General features: G+C 72.9%; 13 protein-coding genes. All 13 read left to right on the top strand.

Features of this window, described 5'->3' with window-relative positions:
* Positions 1-4: 4 nt before the first annotated feature.
* The 13 genes from recG to F5972_RS21860 all read left to right on the top strand — a co-directional run bounded on the left by recG (position 5) and on the right by F5972_RS21860 (position 15,896).
* Positions 5-2,167, top strand: coding sequence for an ATP-dependent DNA helicase RecG (gene recG / locus F5972_RS21920; protein ID WP_225311719.1), 2,163 nt, complete (start codon positions 5-7; stop codon positions 2,165-2,167).
* Positions 2,168-2,635: 468 nt separating this feature from the next.
* Positions 2,636-3,205, top strand: a complete 570-nt coding sequence (rsmD, locus tag F5972_RS21915; RefSeq protein ID WP_150935436.1) for a 16S rRNA (guanine(966)-N(2))-methyltransferase RsmD — start codon at positions 2,636-2,638, stop codon at positions 3,203-3,205.
* Positions 3,206-3,222: 17 nt separating this feature from the next.
* Positions 3,223-3,699 carry a pantetheine-phosphate adenylyltransferase gene (gene coaD, locus F5972_RS21910; RefSeq protein WP_150935435.1) on the top strand — a complete coding sequence of 159 codons (477 nt, stop codon included), beginning with the start codon at positions 3,223-3,225 and terminating at the stop codon, positions 3,697-3,699.
* Positions 3,700-3,768: 69 nt separating this feature from the next.
* Positions 3,769-4,323, top strand: a complete 555-nt coding sequence (locus F5972_RS21905; protein WP_150935434.1) for a YceD family protein — start codon at positions 3,769-3,771, stop codon at positions 4,321-4,323.
* 1 nt (position 4,324) lies between these two features.
* Positions 4,325-4,504: a 50S ribosomal protein L32 gene (gene rpmF / locus F5972_RS21900; protein ID WP_111698173.1), complete on the top strand. Its 180-nt coding sequence runs from the start codon at positions 4,325-4,327 to the stop codon at positions 4,502-4,504.
* 288 nt (positions 4,505-4,792) lie between these two features.
* The gene (gene rnc, locus F5972_RS21895) at positions 4,793-5,542 is read left to right on the top strand and encodes a ribonuclease III (RefSeq protein WP_150935433.1); all 750 of its coding nucleotides are present in this window, start codon (positions 4,793-4,795) and stop codon (positions 5,540-5,542) included.
* Between the two features lie 19 nt (positions 5,543-5,561).
* Positions 5,562-6,452 (top strand): bifunctional DNA-formamidopyrimidine glycosylase/DNA-(apurinic or apyrimidinic site) lyase, encoded by an 891-nt coding sequence (mutM, locus tag F5972_RS21890; RefSeq protein WP_150935432.1) that lies wholly within the window; start codon positions 5,562-5,564, stop codon positions 6,450-6,452.
* A gap of 63 nt (positions 6,453-6,515) precedes the next feature.
* Positions 6,516-6,785: an acylphosphatase gene (locus F5972_RS21885; protein ID WP_150935431.1), complete on the top strand. Its 270-nt coding sequence runs from the start codon at positions 6,516-6,518 to the stop codon at positions 6,783-6,785.
* Positions 6,786-6,973: 188 nt separating this feature from the next.
* Entirely contained in the window at positions 6,974-7,168 is a 195-nt protein-coding gene (locus tag F5972_RS21880) for a hypothetical protein (RefSeq protein ID WP_142571989.1), read from the top strand.
* 190 nt (positions 7,169-7,358) lie between these two features.
* On the top strand, positions 7,359-11,072 hold the full coding sequence (locus tag F5972_RS21875) for a chromosome segregation SMC family protein (protein WP_150935430.1): 3,714 nt from the start codon (positions 7,359-7,361) through the stop codon (positions 11,070-11,072).
* A 113-nt stretch (positions 11,073-11,185) separates the two neighbouring features.
* Entirely contained in the window at positions 11,186-12,361 is a 1,176-nt protein-coding gene (gene ftsY, locus F5972_RS21870; protein WP_150935429.1) for a signal recognition particle-docking protein FtsY, read from the top strand.
* A 273-nt stretch (positions 12,362-12,634) separates the two neighbouring features.
* On the top strand, positions 12,635-14,653 hold the full coding sequence (locus F5972_RS21865; protein WP_225311718.1) for a tetratricopeptide repeat protein: 2,019 nt from the start codon (positions 12,635-12,637) through the stop codon (positions 14,651-14,653).
* On the top strand, positions 14,646-15,896 hold the full coding sequence (locus F5972_RS21860) for an MFS transporter (RefSeq protein WP_150935428.1): 1,251 nt from the start codon (positions 14,646-14,648) through the stop codon (positions 15,894-15,896). Before F5972_RS21865 ends, F5972_RS21860 begins: the two co-directional genes overlap by 8 nt.
* The last annotated feature ends 25 nt before the right edge of the window (positions 15,897-15,921 follow it).

The following is a 15,921-nucleotide window of genomic DNA, read 5'->3' as shown; positions in this document are numbered from 1 at the left end:
TGTCGTGACGAGCTTCGACGAGCCGCTCAAGAAGGCGGTCGGCAGGTCCGCCGCCCCACTGGAGAGCGCGCTGGGCATCAGCACGGTCGGTGAACTGCTGCGCCACTATCCGCGGCGCTACGCCCAGAGGGGTGAGCTGACGCCGATCGCGTCACTGGAGAACGACGAGCACGTGACCGTGGTCGCCAAGGTGTCGTCCGCGGTCCGCAGGCCGATGAAGAACCGGCAGGGCACCTGGCTCGACATGGTGGTGACGGACGGCAGGGAGCGGCTGCACCTGGCGTTCTTCGGCAAGGGCGCCTACGTCGCCGAGCAGCGGCTGCCGCCGGGCACCGAGGCGATGTTCTCGGGGAAGGTCAACGTCTTCGTGGCCGGGAAGTCCCGGCGCGTGTCGCTCACCCATCCCGAGTACGAGTCGTTCGACGAGACGGCGGAGACGGCCGAGGAGTTCGCCTCCGCGCTGGTGCCGATCTACCCCTCGGCCCAGGGGCTGCCGAGCTGGAAGATCCGCCGGGCCGTGCAGACCGTGCTCGACGTGCTCAGCCTGGACGACCCCGTCCCCGGCGAGCTGCGGGAGCGGCTGGGCCTGCTGCCGATCGAGGACGCGCTGCGCCTGGTCCACCGGCCGCGCGGCCAGGGGGACGTCGCGCGGGCCCACGACCGGCTGAAGTTCGACGAGGCGTTCGTGTTGCAGGCCGTCCTGGTGCGGCGGCGGATGGCCGCCTCCGCCTGGGCCGCCACGCCCCGCGCCCGGCGCGAGGGCGGACTGCTCGGGGAGTTCGACAAGCGGCTGCCGTTCGAGCTCACCGAGGGGCAGAAGCGTGTCGGCGAGGAGATCGCGGCCGACCTCGCCCGCGCCCACCCCATGCACCGGCTGCTCCAGGGCGAGGTCGGCGCGGGCAAGACCGTGGTCGCGCTGCGCGCGATGCTCCAGGTGGTCGACTCCGGCGGCCAGGCCGTGCTGCTCGCCCCCACCGAGGTGCTCGCCCAGCAGCACCACCGGTCGATCGTGGCCATGCTGGGCGATCTCGCGGGCGGCGGCATGCTCGGCGGCACCGCGGTCGCGCTGCTCACCGGGTCCATGGGCGCGGCGGCGCGCAGGAGCGCGCTGCTCGACGCGGCCTCCGGCACGGCCGGCATCGTGATCGGCACCCACGCCGTGCTCCAGGAGCACGTCCAGTTCTTCGACCTCGGGCTGGTCGTGGTCGACGAGCAGCACAGGTTCGGCGTCGAGCAGCGCGACGCGCTGCGGGAGAAGGGCGGCGGCGGGCGGCCCCACGTGCTGGTCATGACGGCGACGCCGATCCCGCGCACGGTCGCGATGACCGTGTTCGGCGACCTGGAGGTCTCGACGCTGTCCCAGCTTCCGTCCGGCCGCGCTCCCATCACCACGCACGTGGTGCCCGCCGCCGAGAAGCCCCACTACCTCGACCGGGCGTGGCAGCGCGTCCGCGAGGAGACCGGCCTCGGCCGCCAGGCGTACGTGGTGTGCCCGCGCATCGGCGACCAGGAGGGCGACGAGGGCGACCTGGCGAAGGCCGACGACGAGCGCCGGCCGCCCCTGGCGGTGCTCGACGTCGCGCGGACGCTCGCGGAGGGCCCCCTCGCCGGGCTGCGGATCGAGGCGCTGCACGGCAAGCTGGCTCCCGAGGACAAGGACGCGGTGATGCGCGCCTTCGCCCGCGGGGAGATCGACGTCCTGGTGGCGACCACGGTCATCGAGGTCGGCGTCGACGTCCCCAACTCGTCGGTCATGGTCATCATGGACGCCGACCGCTTCGGCGTCTCCCAGCTGCACCAGTTGCGCGGCCGGGTCGGGCGGGGCGGCCTGCCCGGGCTGTGCCTGCTGGTGAGCGAGGCGCCGGAGGGCACGGCCGCGCGCCGCAGGCTCGACGCGGTGGCGACGACCCTCGACGGCTTCGAGCTGTCCCGGGTCGACCTGGAGCAGCGCCGGGAGGGCGACGTGCTCGGCGCCGCCCAGTCGGGGCGCAGGTCGTCGCTCAAGCTGCTGCAGCTGCTGCGGGACGAGGACGTCATCGAGGCCGCCCGCGCCGAGGCGACCTCGCTGCTGTCCGCCGATCCCGGGCTGTCGGGTCACCCGGCGCTGCGCGCCGAGATCGACGCCCTGGTCTCCGACGAGCGCGCCGAGTTCCTGGAGAAGGCCTGACCGGCTCGCTCGGACCTCGGCGGGGTGGATGCCGAGGAGCGCCGTTCGGTGATGGGTGGGGCTCGACGGGAGCCCGGGGAGACCCGGGGAGACCGGGTAGTCCGAGGTGGCCGGGGGAGATCGGAGGCGGCCGGGAATTGGAACGGGCGTCGTGCGAACACGACGCCCGTGTGACGACCCAGAGCCCGGCTCAGGGGACGGCCTCCCCCCGAATGCCGTCCCCGGCCGGGCCCGCCTCCGGGTCAGGTGCCGGAGGCGCCGACGTGCGGAAGGGCTCACGATCACGCCGGCCGGCCTCCCGCTGGGTCACCGTGGAGGCCGCAGAACTCATGATGCGCATGGGACGGAGCCCGCGATACGGCTCTTACCCTTTCCTCGCCGCCGCTTGCCCACTCTTGACCCCGCTGATCTACGTCCGGCCCGTCCCCGGCGTGCCGCGGCGGCCGTCGCGGGCGGGACAATGAGGACGTGACGCGGGTGATCGCAGGGACGGCGGGCGGCCGCAGGCTGGCCGTCCCGCCGGGGAGATCGACCAGGCCGACGAGCGACCGCACCCGGGAGGGCGTGTTCGCGACGGTCGGCTCCACGCTCGGGCCGCTGGACGGGGCCCGGGCGCTCGACCTGTACGCCGGGTCGGGCGCCGTGGGCCTGGAGGCGCTGAGCCGGGGAGCCGTCCACGCGCTGCTCGTCGAGTCGGACGCCAGGGCCGCGCGGACGATCAGGGAGAACATCGCGTCGCTCGGGCTGCCGGGGGCGTTCCTGCGGGCCGAGAAGGTCGAGCGGGTGGTCGGCCGCCCGTGCGAGGAGCCGTACGACTTCGTCTTCGCCGACCCGCCCTACGCCGTCTCGGACGAGGCCGTCTCGCGGGTGCTCAGGGCGCTGCGCGACAACGGCTGGCTGGCGGAGGGCGCGCTGGTGGCCGTGGAGCGGGAGTCCAGGGGTAAGGACCTGGTGTGGCCGGAGGGATTCACCGAGGACAGGGTCCGCCGGTACGGCGAAGCGGCCGTTTGGTACGGTCGCGCCGCCGGGAACCCGTGAATCTATGGGGGTGCGCGTTGCGCCGCGTCGTCTGCCCGGGGTCGTTCGATCCCGTCACCAACGGACATCTGGACATCATCGGCCGGACGTCACGGCTGTACGACGAGGTCGTCGTGGCCGTGTTGATCAACATCGAGAAGCACAGCCTGTTCACCGTCGACGAGCGCATCGAGATGCTCCAGGCGGTGACGAAGGAGTACGGCAACATCCGGGTGGAGAAGTTCCACGGGCTGCTGGTGGACTTCTGCAGGCAGCAGGGCATCCCGGCCATCGTGAAGGGCCTGCGGGCGGTCAGCGACTTCGACTACGAGCTGCAGATGGCCCAGCTCAACTACCGGATGTCGGGGGTGGAGACGCTGTTCATGTCCACCAACCCGGAGTACTCGTTCCTGTCGTCGAGCAGGCTCAAGGAGATCGCCCGGTACGGCGGCGACGTGTCGGGCCTGGTCCCGGACCTCGTCCACCAGCTGCTCATCGAGCGGCTCAGAGGCTGAACGGGGCTGGTATTCTTGCCTTTCAGCCTTGCACGACGGCGGTGATTCGCCATGCCTAACGAGAGCAGGATGAGTCTGCGCAGCCTCGATCCCCGAGCCCCCTGGGTGATTTCCACCCACGATCTGGGACGCCGACCGGGATCGATGCGCACCCTCACCCCGACCCTCCCGGCGCCGGTGGACCTCGCGGTCGGAATGATCGGCGTTCCCAAGGACGCCGACGTCGAGCTGGACATCCGGCTCGAGGCGGTGATGGAGGGCGTGCTCGTGACGGGCACGGCGCAGGCTCCCCTCACGGGGGAGTGCTCGCGCTGCCTGGACCCGTTGACCTCGGAGATCGAGGTCGACTTCCAGGAGCTCTACTTCTACTCGGCGGAGGACGCCGGAGAGGACGATCTGCTCCTCGACGGCGAACTGCTCGATCTCGAGCCGGTATTCCGTGACGCGGTGGTGCTCGCACTGCCGCTGAGCCCGGTGTGCGGTGAAGACTGCCCCGGTCTCTGCGCGGAGTGCGGAGTCAGGCTGGCGGAGGCCGGCCCGGACCACCGGCACGAGACGGTCGACCCCCGCTGGGCGGCGCTGCAGGGTTTGGTTGAGGAACAGAAAGACGATCAGGAGGGTTGACGTGGCCGTCCCCAAGCGGAGAATGTCGCGGAGCAACACCCGCGCCCGCAGGTCCCAGTGGAAGGCGGCGGCGGTCGCACTCGTGAGCTGCCCGCAGTGCCGCTCGCCCAAGCGCCCGCACGTGGCGTGCCCGACCTGCGGCACCTACAACCGCCGTCAGGTCGTCGAGCCGTCGGCCTGATCGCGCGCAAGCTGCCGCAAGCGCGCTCCGGAGACCGGATCTCCGGGCCGCGCGTGGTAATCGGGACGCCGGCCGGATCGTCAACAGGACCCGGCCGGCGTTACCGTGCTTTCAGGAACGTGCGGCGGTAGGACGGTAGACACGCACCGGCATGCACGCCCGCGGCCGTGGTGGACGCCGGGGCCATCGGCTCCCGGCGGACCGGCGTCCACCACGCCTTCGGGCCATCGGCGGATCCACCTGCCTCCCGCGCACGGCTTTGTCCCGCGGAGGAATTGGGAGGATTCCATGGCCGCACCATCGGCGAAACCCGTGCCCGTCGAGATCGCCAGAGACGAGCTTCACCAGGTGCTGGACGTCCGGCTCAGCACCGGAATCCTGGAGCGGGCGCTGACGCACCGCTCGTACGCGTACGAGAACGGCGGCCTGCCGACCAACGAGCGCCTGGAGTTCCTGGGTGACTCGGTGCTGGGCCTGGTGGTGACGGACACGCTGTTCCGCAACCACCCGGACCTGCCGGAGGGCCAGCTCGCGAAGCTGCGCGCCGCCGTGGTCAACATGCGGGCGCTCGCGGACGTCGCCAGGGCGCTCGACCTCGGCAAGTACCTGCGGCTCGGCCGCGGCGAGGAGGGCACCGGCGGACGGGACAAGTCGTCCATCCTGGCCGACACGCTGGAGGCCCTGATCGGCACCGTGTACGTCGACAAGGGCCTGGACGAGGCGTTCCGCGTCGTCCACCTGCTGTTCGATCCCCTCATCACGCGGTCGGCGTCGCTCGGCGCCGGGCTCGACTGGAAGACCTCCCTGCAGGAGCTCACCGCCGCCGAGATGCTCGGCGTGCCGGAGTATCACGTCGACGAGAGCGGGCCCGACCACGCCAAGTCCTTCTCGGCCGTCGTGCGCGTGGGCGGCAAGGAGTACGGCAAGGGCGCCGGGCGCAGCAAGAAGGAGGCCGAGCAGCAGGCGGCCGAGGCGGCCTGGACCGCGATCCGCGCGCTGCGCGACGCCCGCGAGGGCGCCGGGCCCGTCCGCGCCTGACCCCGCCCGGGGAGGGAACATGCCCGAACTGCCCGAGGTCGAGGTCGTACGCCGGGGCCTGGAGCGCTGGGTCGCCGGCCGGACGGTCGCCGCGGCCGAGGTGCTCAATCCCCGCGCGGTCCGCCGCAACCCCGGCGATCTCGCCGCCCAGCTCAAGGGCCGCACCCTCGCCTCGGCGGAGCGCAGGGGCAAGTACCTGTGGCTGCCCCTGCTCGACGGCCCCGCGGAGCCGGAGGAGCCGGAGGACGCGGGGGAGGCGCTGCTCGCCCACCTCGGCATGAGCGGTCAGCTTCTCGTCGAGGACCCGATGGCGCCGATCGAGAAGCACCTGCGGGTGCGCATGGGCTTCGCCGACGGCGGCCCGGAGTTACGTTTCGTCGACCAGCGCACCTTCGGGCACCTGCTGGTCGCCCCGATGACCGCCGGCCGGGGCCGGGCGGTGCCCGAGCCGGTCGCGCACATCGCCGCCGACCCGCTGGAGGACGCCTTCGACGACGCCGAGTTCGCCGTCCGGCTGCGGCTGCGCCGTACGGGGATCAAGCGGGCGCTGCTCGACCAGTCGCTGATCAGCGGGGTCGGCAACATCTACGCGGACGAGGCGTTGTGGCGGGCGCGGCTGCACTGGGCGCGCCCGACCGAGACGCTGACCCGGCCGAAGATCTTCGAGCTGCTCGCGGCGGTCCGGGCCGTCATGACCGAGGCTCTCGGCCAGGGCGGCACGTCCTTCGACAGCCTGTACGTCAACGTGAACGGCGAGAGCGGCTACTTCGACCGGTCGCTCGCCGTCTACGGCAGGCGCGACGAGCCCTGCCGCCGCTGCGGCACGCCGGTCAGGCGGGAGGCGTTCATGAACCGCTCCTCCTACAGCTGCCCGAAGTGCCAGCCCCGCCCGAGGAACGCCCGCCCCTAGCCCGGCCGCTCCTAGCGCCACCCCCGGCGATCGCGGCCGGAGCCGATCTGGATACTTGTATTCGTGATTCGGTTGACGGCATGGGTCCGGGGACGGGTGCAGGGTGTGGGGTTCCGCTGGTGGACCCGCGCCCGCGCGCTGGAACTCGGGCTGGTCGGGTGGGCCGCGAACCTGGCCGACGGAAGGGTCGAGGTCGTCGCCGAAGGTCCCAGGGAGTCGTGCGACAAGCTCCTGGACCTGTTACGCACCGGTGACACGCCCGGCCACGTCGAGGGGGTGGTCGAGCGCTGGAGCGAAGCGAAGCGGAGTATCGCCGGGTTTGTCGAGAGGTAGGGCTTCCCTCAAACCCCGTAAATCCGGTATATTTACCTAGCGAGAGTGCCCACCGGCTTCATCGTGCGGAGCGTTCAACTTGACCGTCTCCAATGCCGGTGCGACTCTTGAGAGGAACCACGCGCACCCCTCCCGCGGCATGAAGTGCGCGAACCAGTCTGGTCACTCAGCGTGGAGGACCCTTTACTATGGCGAAGGCTCTACTCGGCCACGTCGGCGGTCCTGATCCTCGAATGATCTCGGAAATGCGTCGCCTCCAGCAGCGCATCCGCGACCTCGAGGCAGAACTCAACCGGCTCCAGGCCCAGAACGACGCGCTCGAAGCGCAAACTCGTGATGAGGCCCTGGTCCGGCTGCAGGATCGCGAGCCGGCTCTCACCTGAGGGACCGGCCGGAACGGGAAAAGGATTGTAGGGACGCCCCGCAAAGGCGTCCCTTGCCATTTCCGGAACCGTTCCACGGGAATTGCCACCCCGGCCGGCCGGAGGTCAAGCGGCGTCTATTCCGCGTACCCCGGCTTCGGGACCTGTAGTCTTTCCCCCCAGCCGACGGGCGGCACCGAGGGGGGCGGACGTGTACCTGAAGACGCTCACCTTACGCGGTTTCAAGTCGTTCGCCTCGGCCACCACCCTCCGTTTCGAGCCCGGGATCACGGCGGTGGTCGGCCCCAACGGCTCCGGCAAGTCCAACGTCGTCGACGCCCTCGCCTGGGTGATGGGCGAGCACAGCGCCAAGTCGCTGCGCGGCGGCAAGATGGAGGACGTCATCTTCGCGGGCACCTCCAGCCGCCCGCCCCTCGGCCGCGCCGAGGTCACTCTGACGATCGACAACGGTGACGGCGCGCTGCCGATCGACTACACCGAGGTCACGATCAGCCGGCTGATGTTCCGGTCGGGCCAGAGCGAGTACGCCATCAACGGCGACACCTGCCGCCTGCTCGACATCCAGGAGCTGCTCTCCGACTCCGGCATCGGCCGGGAGATGCACGTCATCGTCGGCCAGGGCCAGCTCGACCAGGTGCTGCACGCCGGGCCCGAGGAGCGCAGGGCGTTCATCGAAGAGGCCGCCGGCGTGCTCAAGCACCGCAAGCGCAAGGAGAAGGCGCTCCGCAAGCTCGACGCGATGCAGGCCAACCTCACCCGCGTCCAGGACCTCGTGGCCGAGCTGCGCCGCCAGCTCAAGCCGCTCGGCCGGCAGGCCGAGATCGCGAGGAAGGCGGCCGTGATCCAGGCCGACCTGCGCGACGCGCGGCTGCGCCTGCTCGCCGACGACGTCGTGACCCTCCGCGACACCCTGCAGCGCGAGGAGGCCGACGAGGCGGCCGTACAGGCCAGGCGGGCCCGGGTGGAGGCCGAGCTGGCCGAGGGGCAGCGGCGGGAAACCGAGCTGGAGGCCGCGGAGAACGAGGCGCAGCCGCGGCTGAAGGCGGCCCAGGAGACCTTCTACCACCTCTCGGCCCTGCGGGAACGGCTGCGTGGCGTGGAGAGCCTGGCGGCCGAGCGCAGGAGGCACGCCGCCGACGCCGCGTCGGTCGAACGGCGCGGGCGCGACCCGGAGGACCTGGAGCGCGAGGCCGCCGAGGTGCGCGAGCAGGAGCGGGTGCTGGCCGACGAGCTGGACGAGGCGCGCGAGCGGCTCGCCGCCGCCGTCGAGGTGCGCGCCGAGGCCGAGGAGGCGCTCGCCGCCGAGGAGCGGCGCCTGTCGGTCGCCGCCCGCGCCGCGGCCGACCGCAGGGAGGCGCTCGCCCGGCTGCGCGGCCAGGTCGAGTCGGCCAGGAGCCGGGCCAGGGCCGCCGGGGACGAGATCGGCCGGCTCACCAAGGCCGTCGAGGACGCCACCCGCCGCGCCGAGCAGGCCCAGGACGAGCTGGACACGGGCGCGCTCGACGAGCCCCCGGCCGACCCCGAGCTCGCCGCCGAGCTGGAGACCGCGCAGGAGGGCGTCGACCTCGCCCGCGCCGCGGTGGAGGAGGCCAGGGCCGTAGCGGAGCAGGCCGGGGCCGTTGTGGAGCGGGAGCGGGCCGCCCTGGCCGCGCCGGGCGACGCGCTGGCCGCCGCGAAGGCCGCCGTCGGCGCCGCCCGCGCCGCCGACTCCGAGTCGCAGCGCGCCGTCGCCGCCCTGCAGGCGCGGTGCGAGGCCCTGGAGATGAGCCTGGCCGGAGGCGCCGACGGAGCCGCCGCCCTGCTCGGGGCGGGCCTGCCCGGGATGCTCGGCCCCGTCGCCACGCTGCTGGCCGTACGGCCCGGGGCGGAGGCCGCCGTCGCGGCCGTGCTGGCCGTGGACGGCGTGGCCGTCGCCTCTCTCACCGCGGCCGTGGCGGCCGTGGAGCACCTGCGCGAGACCGGCGCCGGACGCGCCGCCCTGCTCGTCGCGGCCGACCGGCACGAGGCGTACGACCGGCCGGAGCCGCCCGTCGCGGGCGCGGAGTGGGCGGCCGACCTGGTGGCCGTGCCGGACGAGCTGCGCCCGGCGGTGGAGGCGCTGCTGTCCGACGTGGTCGTGGTGCCCGATCTGCCCTCCGCGCGCAAGGTCGTGGACTCCCATCCGGGCCTGCGGGCCGTCACCACGTCGGGCGACCTGCTCGGGGTCCACGCGGCGCACGGCGGCTCCGGCGGCGGGTCCTCGCTGCTGCAGATGCGAACCGCCCTCGACGAGGCCGCCGCCGACCTGGCCACCGCCAGGGCCGGGGCCGAGCGGCACGCCGAGGCGCTCACGGAGGCCGTGGCCGCCGAGCGGGAGTGCCAGCTCGCGCTGGAGGAGGCCCAGGCGCGGGTGGCCGAGGCGCAGAGCGGTGTCAGCGCCGCCCAGAACGGCGTCAACGACGCCCAGAACGGGCTGAACGCGGCCCAGGCCGTGCTCGACCGGCTGCGCGGCAGGCAGCGGGAGGCCGATCAGAAGGCCGCCGCGGCGGCCAAGCAGCTCGCCCGGCTGGAGGCCGCCGTCAAGGCCGCCCAGGACGAGGCGGCGCGGCTGGGCGGGTCGGTGCGCGACGCGGAGGAGGCCCGCGAACAGGCCCAGGCCGTGGTGGTGGAGCTGGAGGAACAGCTCGCCGAGGCGGAGTACGCCGCCGAGCTGGAGGCCGAGCCGACCACCGACACCCGCGACGATCTCGCCGCCGTCTGCGGCGTCACCCGCCAGGCCGAGATGGAGGCCCGGCTGACCGTCCGTACGGCGGAGGAGCGGGCGCGGGGCATCGCGGGCCGCGCCGACGCCCTGCTCCGCGCGGCCCAGCGGGAGCGGCAGGACCGCGCGCGGGCCGCGGCCGACCGGGAACGCCGGCGGAGGCAGGCCGAGATCGCCGCCGCGGTCGCCGAGGGCGCCCGCACCGCGCTGACCGCCCTGGAGGGCTCGCTCGCGCGGGCCGCCGAGGAGCGCGACGAGGCCGAGCGGGCGCGCGGGCAGATCGACGCCGAGCTCAAGCAGGTGCGCCTGCGCGTCCGCGAGCTCGGCTCCGAGCTGGACGCCCTGGTCAACCGGGTCCACGGCAGCGAGATGGCGAGGACGGAGCGGCGGCTGCGCCTGGAGCAGATGGAGCAGCGGGCCCTGGAGGAGTACGGCATCGAGCTGGAACCCCTCCTCGCCGAGTACGGCCCCACGGCGCCGGTGCCGGGCGAGCCGCCCGTGCCGTACGTGCGGGAGGAGCAGGAGAAACGGGCGAGGACGGCCGAGCGGCAGATGACCCAGCTCGGCAAGGTCAACCCGCTGGCCCTGGAGGAGTTCGCCGCGCTGGAGGAACGGCACGCCTTCCTCACCTCCCAGCTGGAGGACCTCAAGAAGACCCGGCGCGACCTGCTGCTGGTGGTCAAGGAGGTCGACGACCGGGTCGAGCAGGTCTTCGCGGCGGCGTACGAGGACGTGGCGCGCGAGTTCGAGCAGATCTTCGGCCGGGTCTTCCCCGGCGGGGAGGGCCGGCTGCTGCTCACCGACCCCTCCGACATGCTGACCACCGGGGTCGAGGTCGAGGCCCGGCCGCCCGGCAAGAAGGTCAAGCGGCTGTCGCTGCTGTCCGGCGGCGAGCGGTCGCTGACGGCGGTGGCGTTCCTGATCTCGATCTTCAAGGCCCGCCCGTCGCCGTTCTACGTGATGGACGAGGTCGAGGCGGCCCTGGACGACACCAACACCCAGCGGCTGCTGACTCTCTTCGAGGAACTGAGACAAGCCTCACAGCTCATCGTGATCACGCACCAGAAGCGCACGATGGAGATCGCCGACGCGCTGTACGGCGTGTCGATGCGCGGTGACGGCGTCACCCAGGTCGTGAGTCAGCGCCTGCGGGAGAAGGTGTAGGAAAACCGGGTCCCGGTCGTCGGCGGTGAACCCGGGGCCGTGGCGCGGCGGAGGCGCGCGACGAGCGGGTCCGCGCGACCGAGCACTGCCGGTTGTCTGGGAAACTGCATGGTGTGGACGGTTACCTCGGCATCATCGTGATCGTGGCCATCGTCGCCATACTGGCGGTGGGTGGCCTGTGGCTGCTGTTCCGGCCGAAGGCGAAGGACCTGCCGCCCGCGCCGCCGGCCCCGCCCGAGCCGAAGGCTCCCGTCGTCGAGGAGCCGCTCAAGGGAGGGCTGGGCGAGGAGGACGGCGGCACGACGACCACGCTGCCGCCTCCCCCCATCGAGGAGCTGATCAAGGCTCCGGAGATCGAGGTCCCGCCGCCCTCGGCGGGACGGATGATCCGGCTGCGCAGCCGCCTGGCCCGCTCGCAGAACGTCCTCGGCCGCGGACTGCTCGAACTGCTGTCGCGGGACCGGCTCGACGACGACGTCTGGGACGAGATCGAGGAGACTCTGATCACCGCCGACGTCGGCGTCGCGCCCACCCGCGCGATGGTGGAGGAACTGCGGACGAAGGTCAAGGTGCTCGGCAGCCGCACCCCGGACGAGGTGCGCAGGCTGCTGCGCGAGGAACTGCTCACGCAGGTCGCGCCGGACCTCGACCGCACCCTCCACACCCGGCCGCACGGTGAGCGGCCCGCCGTCGTGCTCGTCGTCGGCGTCAACGGCACGGGCAAGACCACCACCTCGGGCAAGCTCGCCCGGGTGCTGGTCGGCGACGGCGGGAAGGTCGTGCTCGGCGCCGCCGACACGTTCCGGGCCGCCGCGACCGACCAGCTCCAGACGTGGGGCGACCGGGTCGGCGCGGGCGTCGTACGCGGCCCCGAGGGCGGCGACCCGGCGTCCGTGGCGTTCGACGCCGTGGCCAAGGGCATCGAGGACAAGGCCGACACCGTGATCATCGACACGGCGGGACGGCTGCACACCAAGACCGGCCTCATGGACGAGCTGGGCAAGGTCAAGCGGGTCATCGAGAAGAAGGCGACGGTGGACGAGGTGCTGCTCGTCCTCGACGCGACCACCGGCCAGAACGGCATGCGCCAGGCGCAGGTCTTCGCCGAGGTGGTCAACGTGACCGGCATCGCCCTGACCAAGCTGGACGGCACGGCCAAGGGCGGCATCGTGATCTCGGTCCAGCGTGAGCTGGGCGTGCCGGTGAAGCTCGTGGGCCTCGGCGAGGGCCCGGACGACCTCGCGCCGTTCGACCCCGAGGTCTTCGTGGACGCCCTGATCGGCGACTGAGGCGCTATCCGACTATGGGCATTTCCCGATCATGCCTTGTTGGCCGGTCTCGTTCGTGTTGATATATCCCTCATTCGAACAATGGTCGAAGGGGGCACCATGAAGAAGATCATCGTCCACAAGCCTGGCACGGCCAAGCTGTCCGCCGCCGCCAGTCCCCGGCACCTGACCTGATCGATCACGGAGCCGGCGCCCGAGGGGTTCGACCCGGGGCGCCGGCTCCGTTCTCGTCTGCGGGGATCTTCCGGCGCCGATCACGGGGAGGCCGATCGCGTGCGCCATCTGTGGATCAGGGCAACACACTGGGCGGGGGAGCCGGTCCCGGAGCCGCTGCTGCCTCCGATCGACGCACACCGGCGGCGGTGCGGGCCGTACACCGCGGCGGGCGCGCTGCTGCACGCGCTGGTGCCGCGGGCCCTGGAGCACCGGCCCGACCTGGTGTCCGCGCACGACATCGAGATCCGTGCGGCCGCCCCCGACCTGTGCGATGTGGTCCCGGCCCGGCGGCAGTCGATCGCCGCCGCTCTGCCCAGGAGCCAGCGCATCCTGGTGCCCGCGCCACGGCGCACGCTGCGCATCGCCAACGGCCTGGCCGAGTTCCTCCGCGACTACCCGGCGCGGGGGCCGCGCGCGCTCGTCGTGGAACAGGTGGACCACGCCGACCACACCGACCGCGAGCTTCTCACCGTCCTGCTCCGCCGCCTCGACCCCGCCCTGCTCACGCTCGTCGTCTGCGCGGCCGATCCCGGTCCCGAACTGGCCGCCGCCCTCGAACGGTACGCCGAGCGACCGGTCACCAGGAGGGATCACGTCACCGACGGGGACGCCGAGGGGGACTATGTCGAGCTCGACGGCACCTGCGACGCGCCCTCGGTGCGCGAGCCGTACGAGCGGGCGAGTCCCGGAGAACGGGCCCGCAGACACCGGGAGAGGGCCGACGCGCTGGCCGCGACCGGGCTGGTCGCGCCGCGGCTCGGTGCGATCCCCTACCACCGCGAGCGCTGTCACCTGGAGCAGGGGGGCGACCCACGGGCGGTGATCGACGCGTTCGCCTTCGCGGTGGACCGGTGCCTGACCGAGGGCTTCCACCACGCCGCCGCCGAGCTGGGCGAGCGGGCGTTGCGGATCATCGAGCGGGAGGCCGACCCCGAGGCGTGGTGGCGGATCCTGCACGGCACCGCGTCCGCGCTCGGCGCCACCGAGCGGGAGGAGGCGGCCCGCGCGCTGTTCGATCTGGCCCGCAGGGAGATCGTCGACCCGAAGGACCGGGCGACCGCGGCCTACGCCACCGCGATGCTGCTGGTCCGTCACCACGACCCGGCCCGGCGGGACGCCGACGAGGCGCTGGCCTGGATCAACGAGGCGGTGGCGCTCACCTCTCTGCTGCCCGACCGCCGGCTGCGCGCCTTCCACCTGGGCTTCGACCTCAACGGCAAGGCGCTCGTGGTGAGCCGCCGCGGCCGGCTCACCGAGGCGTACCGGCTCGTCGAGGCGGCGATCGAGCTGGCGGAACGCGACCTGGACCCCGGCGAGCACCCCATCCACCGGCTGGTCCTGTGGGCCAACCGGGCCCAGTTGAGCGTGCTGCTGGGGCGGCCGCACGAGGCGCTGGCCGACCTGACGGCGGCGGTCGAGGCCGACCCGGAGTATCCCGACTACTACATCGACCGCGGCAACCTGCTGTGCCGCCTCGGCAGGCACGACGAGGCGGCGGCCGACTACGAGACCGCGATGCGGGTGAGCCCGCCCTTCCCCGAGCCGTACTACAACCGGGCGGAGATCCGGTTCGCCGAGGGGGACCACGAGGGGGCGCTGGCCGACCTGGACCACGCCCTGGAGCTGGACCCCGGATTCGCACTCGCCTACGTCAACCGGGCGGGACTGCTCACCGCCGCCGGGGAGTACGGCAGGGCCAGGGAGGACGTGGAGCTGGGCCTGGCGCTGGATCCGGGAAACGCCCATCTGCTGTGCGTGCTGGGTCAGGTGGAGGCGGCGGAGGGCAGGCACGCCGAGGCGCGCAAGGCGCTCGACGCCGCGCTGGACCGGGACCCCGCGCTGGCGTCGGCGTGGGCCGCCCGGGGTGCCCTCGCCTTCGAGACCGGAGACCCAGAAGGTGCCGTGGCCGACCTGACCCGGGCGCTCGAACTCGGCGAGGACGCCGCGCTGCTGTTCAACCGGGCCGTCGCACTGCGCGCCCTGGGCAGGCGGGAACCGGCCAGGGCCGACCTTCTCCGGGCGGCGGACCTGGCGCCGGACGACGCGGACGTGCGGCAGGCTCTGGAAGATGCCTGACGACACGGTGCCGGGCGAGGCCTTGGCCGCCTATCCCACCCACCGGTACTGGCTGCTGCTGGGCGCCTATCTCACCTCGTCCGTCGGCAACTGGATGTACCGGCTGACCCTTCCGCTGCTGGTGCTGCACCTGACGGGCTCCGCCCTGGCCACGGGCGCGCTGTACGCGCTGGAGTACCTGCCCTATCTGCTGCTCGCGATGTTCGGAGGTGTGATCGCCGACCGGTTCGACCACCGGCGGGTGCTGATCGCGGGTGACCTGGTCGCCGGGGCGGTCGCCTGCGCCCTGGCCCTGTTCGTGATGGCGGGAGCGCGGCCGGTCTGGCTGGTCTTCGCGCTCACCTTCCTGCTGGCGTGCGCCGAGCCGCTTTACCAACCGGCGTTCCAGAGCATCCTGCCGACGCTGGTGCCGCCGCGGCGTCTGGCGACGGCCAACGCACGCGTCCACATGGGCGACTACGCGCTCGGCACGGTGGGCCCCCTGATCGGCGCTACCGTCGTGATGGCGCTGGGCTACCAGACGGCGATCTTCCTGGACGCGGGCACGTTCTTCGTGTCAGCGCTGCTGATCCTGTTCATCGGGCGCACGGCCGCACGCCCCGGCCGTGCCGCCGCCCGCAAATCGGTGTTCGGTGACATCCGGGAGGGACTGCGCTACCTGTTCGGGGAGAACCGGATCGTCCTGTCCAGCGCCCTGCTGGCCATGGCGGGCAACTTCACGATCTGGCTGGCCCTGGCCGACCTCGTCTTCTACCTCACCGAATATCACCGGTTCACGCCGGCGCAGATCGGCGTGGTGTACGCGATGCAGGGGATGGGCGCGGTCCTCGGCGCCGCGGCGGCCGGTCGCCTGCTCAGGCGCCACCCGCCGGGCACGCTCCTGACGGCCGCGATGGCCGTGGGCGGCCTCGCGGTGCTCTGCCTGGTCCCGGCGCGTGGCCCGGTGGCGATCGGGGCGGCGTGGCTCGCGCAGTTCGCCGCGGCCGGGGTGGTGGGGGTGTCCGCGCTCACGCTCCGCCAGCGGCTCGTCCCCGAGCGGCTGCTCGGCCGGGTCCTCGCCACCACCCGGATGCTCGGGTTCGCCTCCATTCCCCTCGCGTCGATCGTGACCGGCGTGCTGGAGCACGCGCTGCACGACACGTACGTGATCCTGGCCTTCGTGGGCGTGAGCTGGCTGCTGCTGTCGGTGGCCGTGTCCCGGTCCCCGCTGCGCGACGCCGTCCTCGAGCCCGCATCCGGGTGAGGAGCGTCGGCGGGCCGGGCGCCGG

The organism is Microbispora cellulosiformans, from assembly GCF_008728085.1.
Taxonomy (GTDB): domain Bacteria; phylum Actinomycetota; class Actinomycetes; order Streptosporangiales; family Streptosporangiaceae; genus Microbispora; species Microbispora amethystogenes.
The sequence above is the reverse complement of the archived record's forward strand: the minus strand, read 5'-3'. Positions and strand labels throughout refer to the sequence as shown.

Coding starts and splice junctions, on each gene's coding strand:
- F5972_RS21905 (WP_150935434.1), top strand. CDS start 3,769: ATGAGTCTGCGCAGCCTCGATCCCCGAGCCCCCTGGGTGATTTCCACC.
- rnc (WP_150935433.1), top strand. CDS start 4,793: ATGGCCGCACCATCGGCGAAACCCGTGCCCGTCGAGATCGCCAGAGAC.
- mutM (WP_150935432.1), top strand. CDS start 5,562: ATGCCCGAACTGCCCGAGGTCGAGGTCGTACGCCGGGGCCTGGAGCGC.
- F5972_RS21880 (WP_142571989.1), top strand. CDS start 6,974: ATGGCGAAGGCTCTACTCGGCCACGTCGGCGGTCCTGATCCTCGAATG.
- F5972_RS21860 (WP_150935428.1), top strand. CDS start 14,646: ATGCCTGACGACACGGTGCCGGGCGAGGCCTTGGCCGCCTATCCCACC.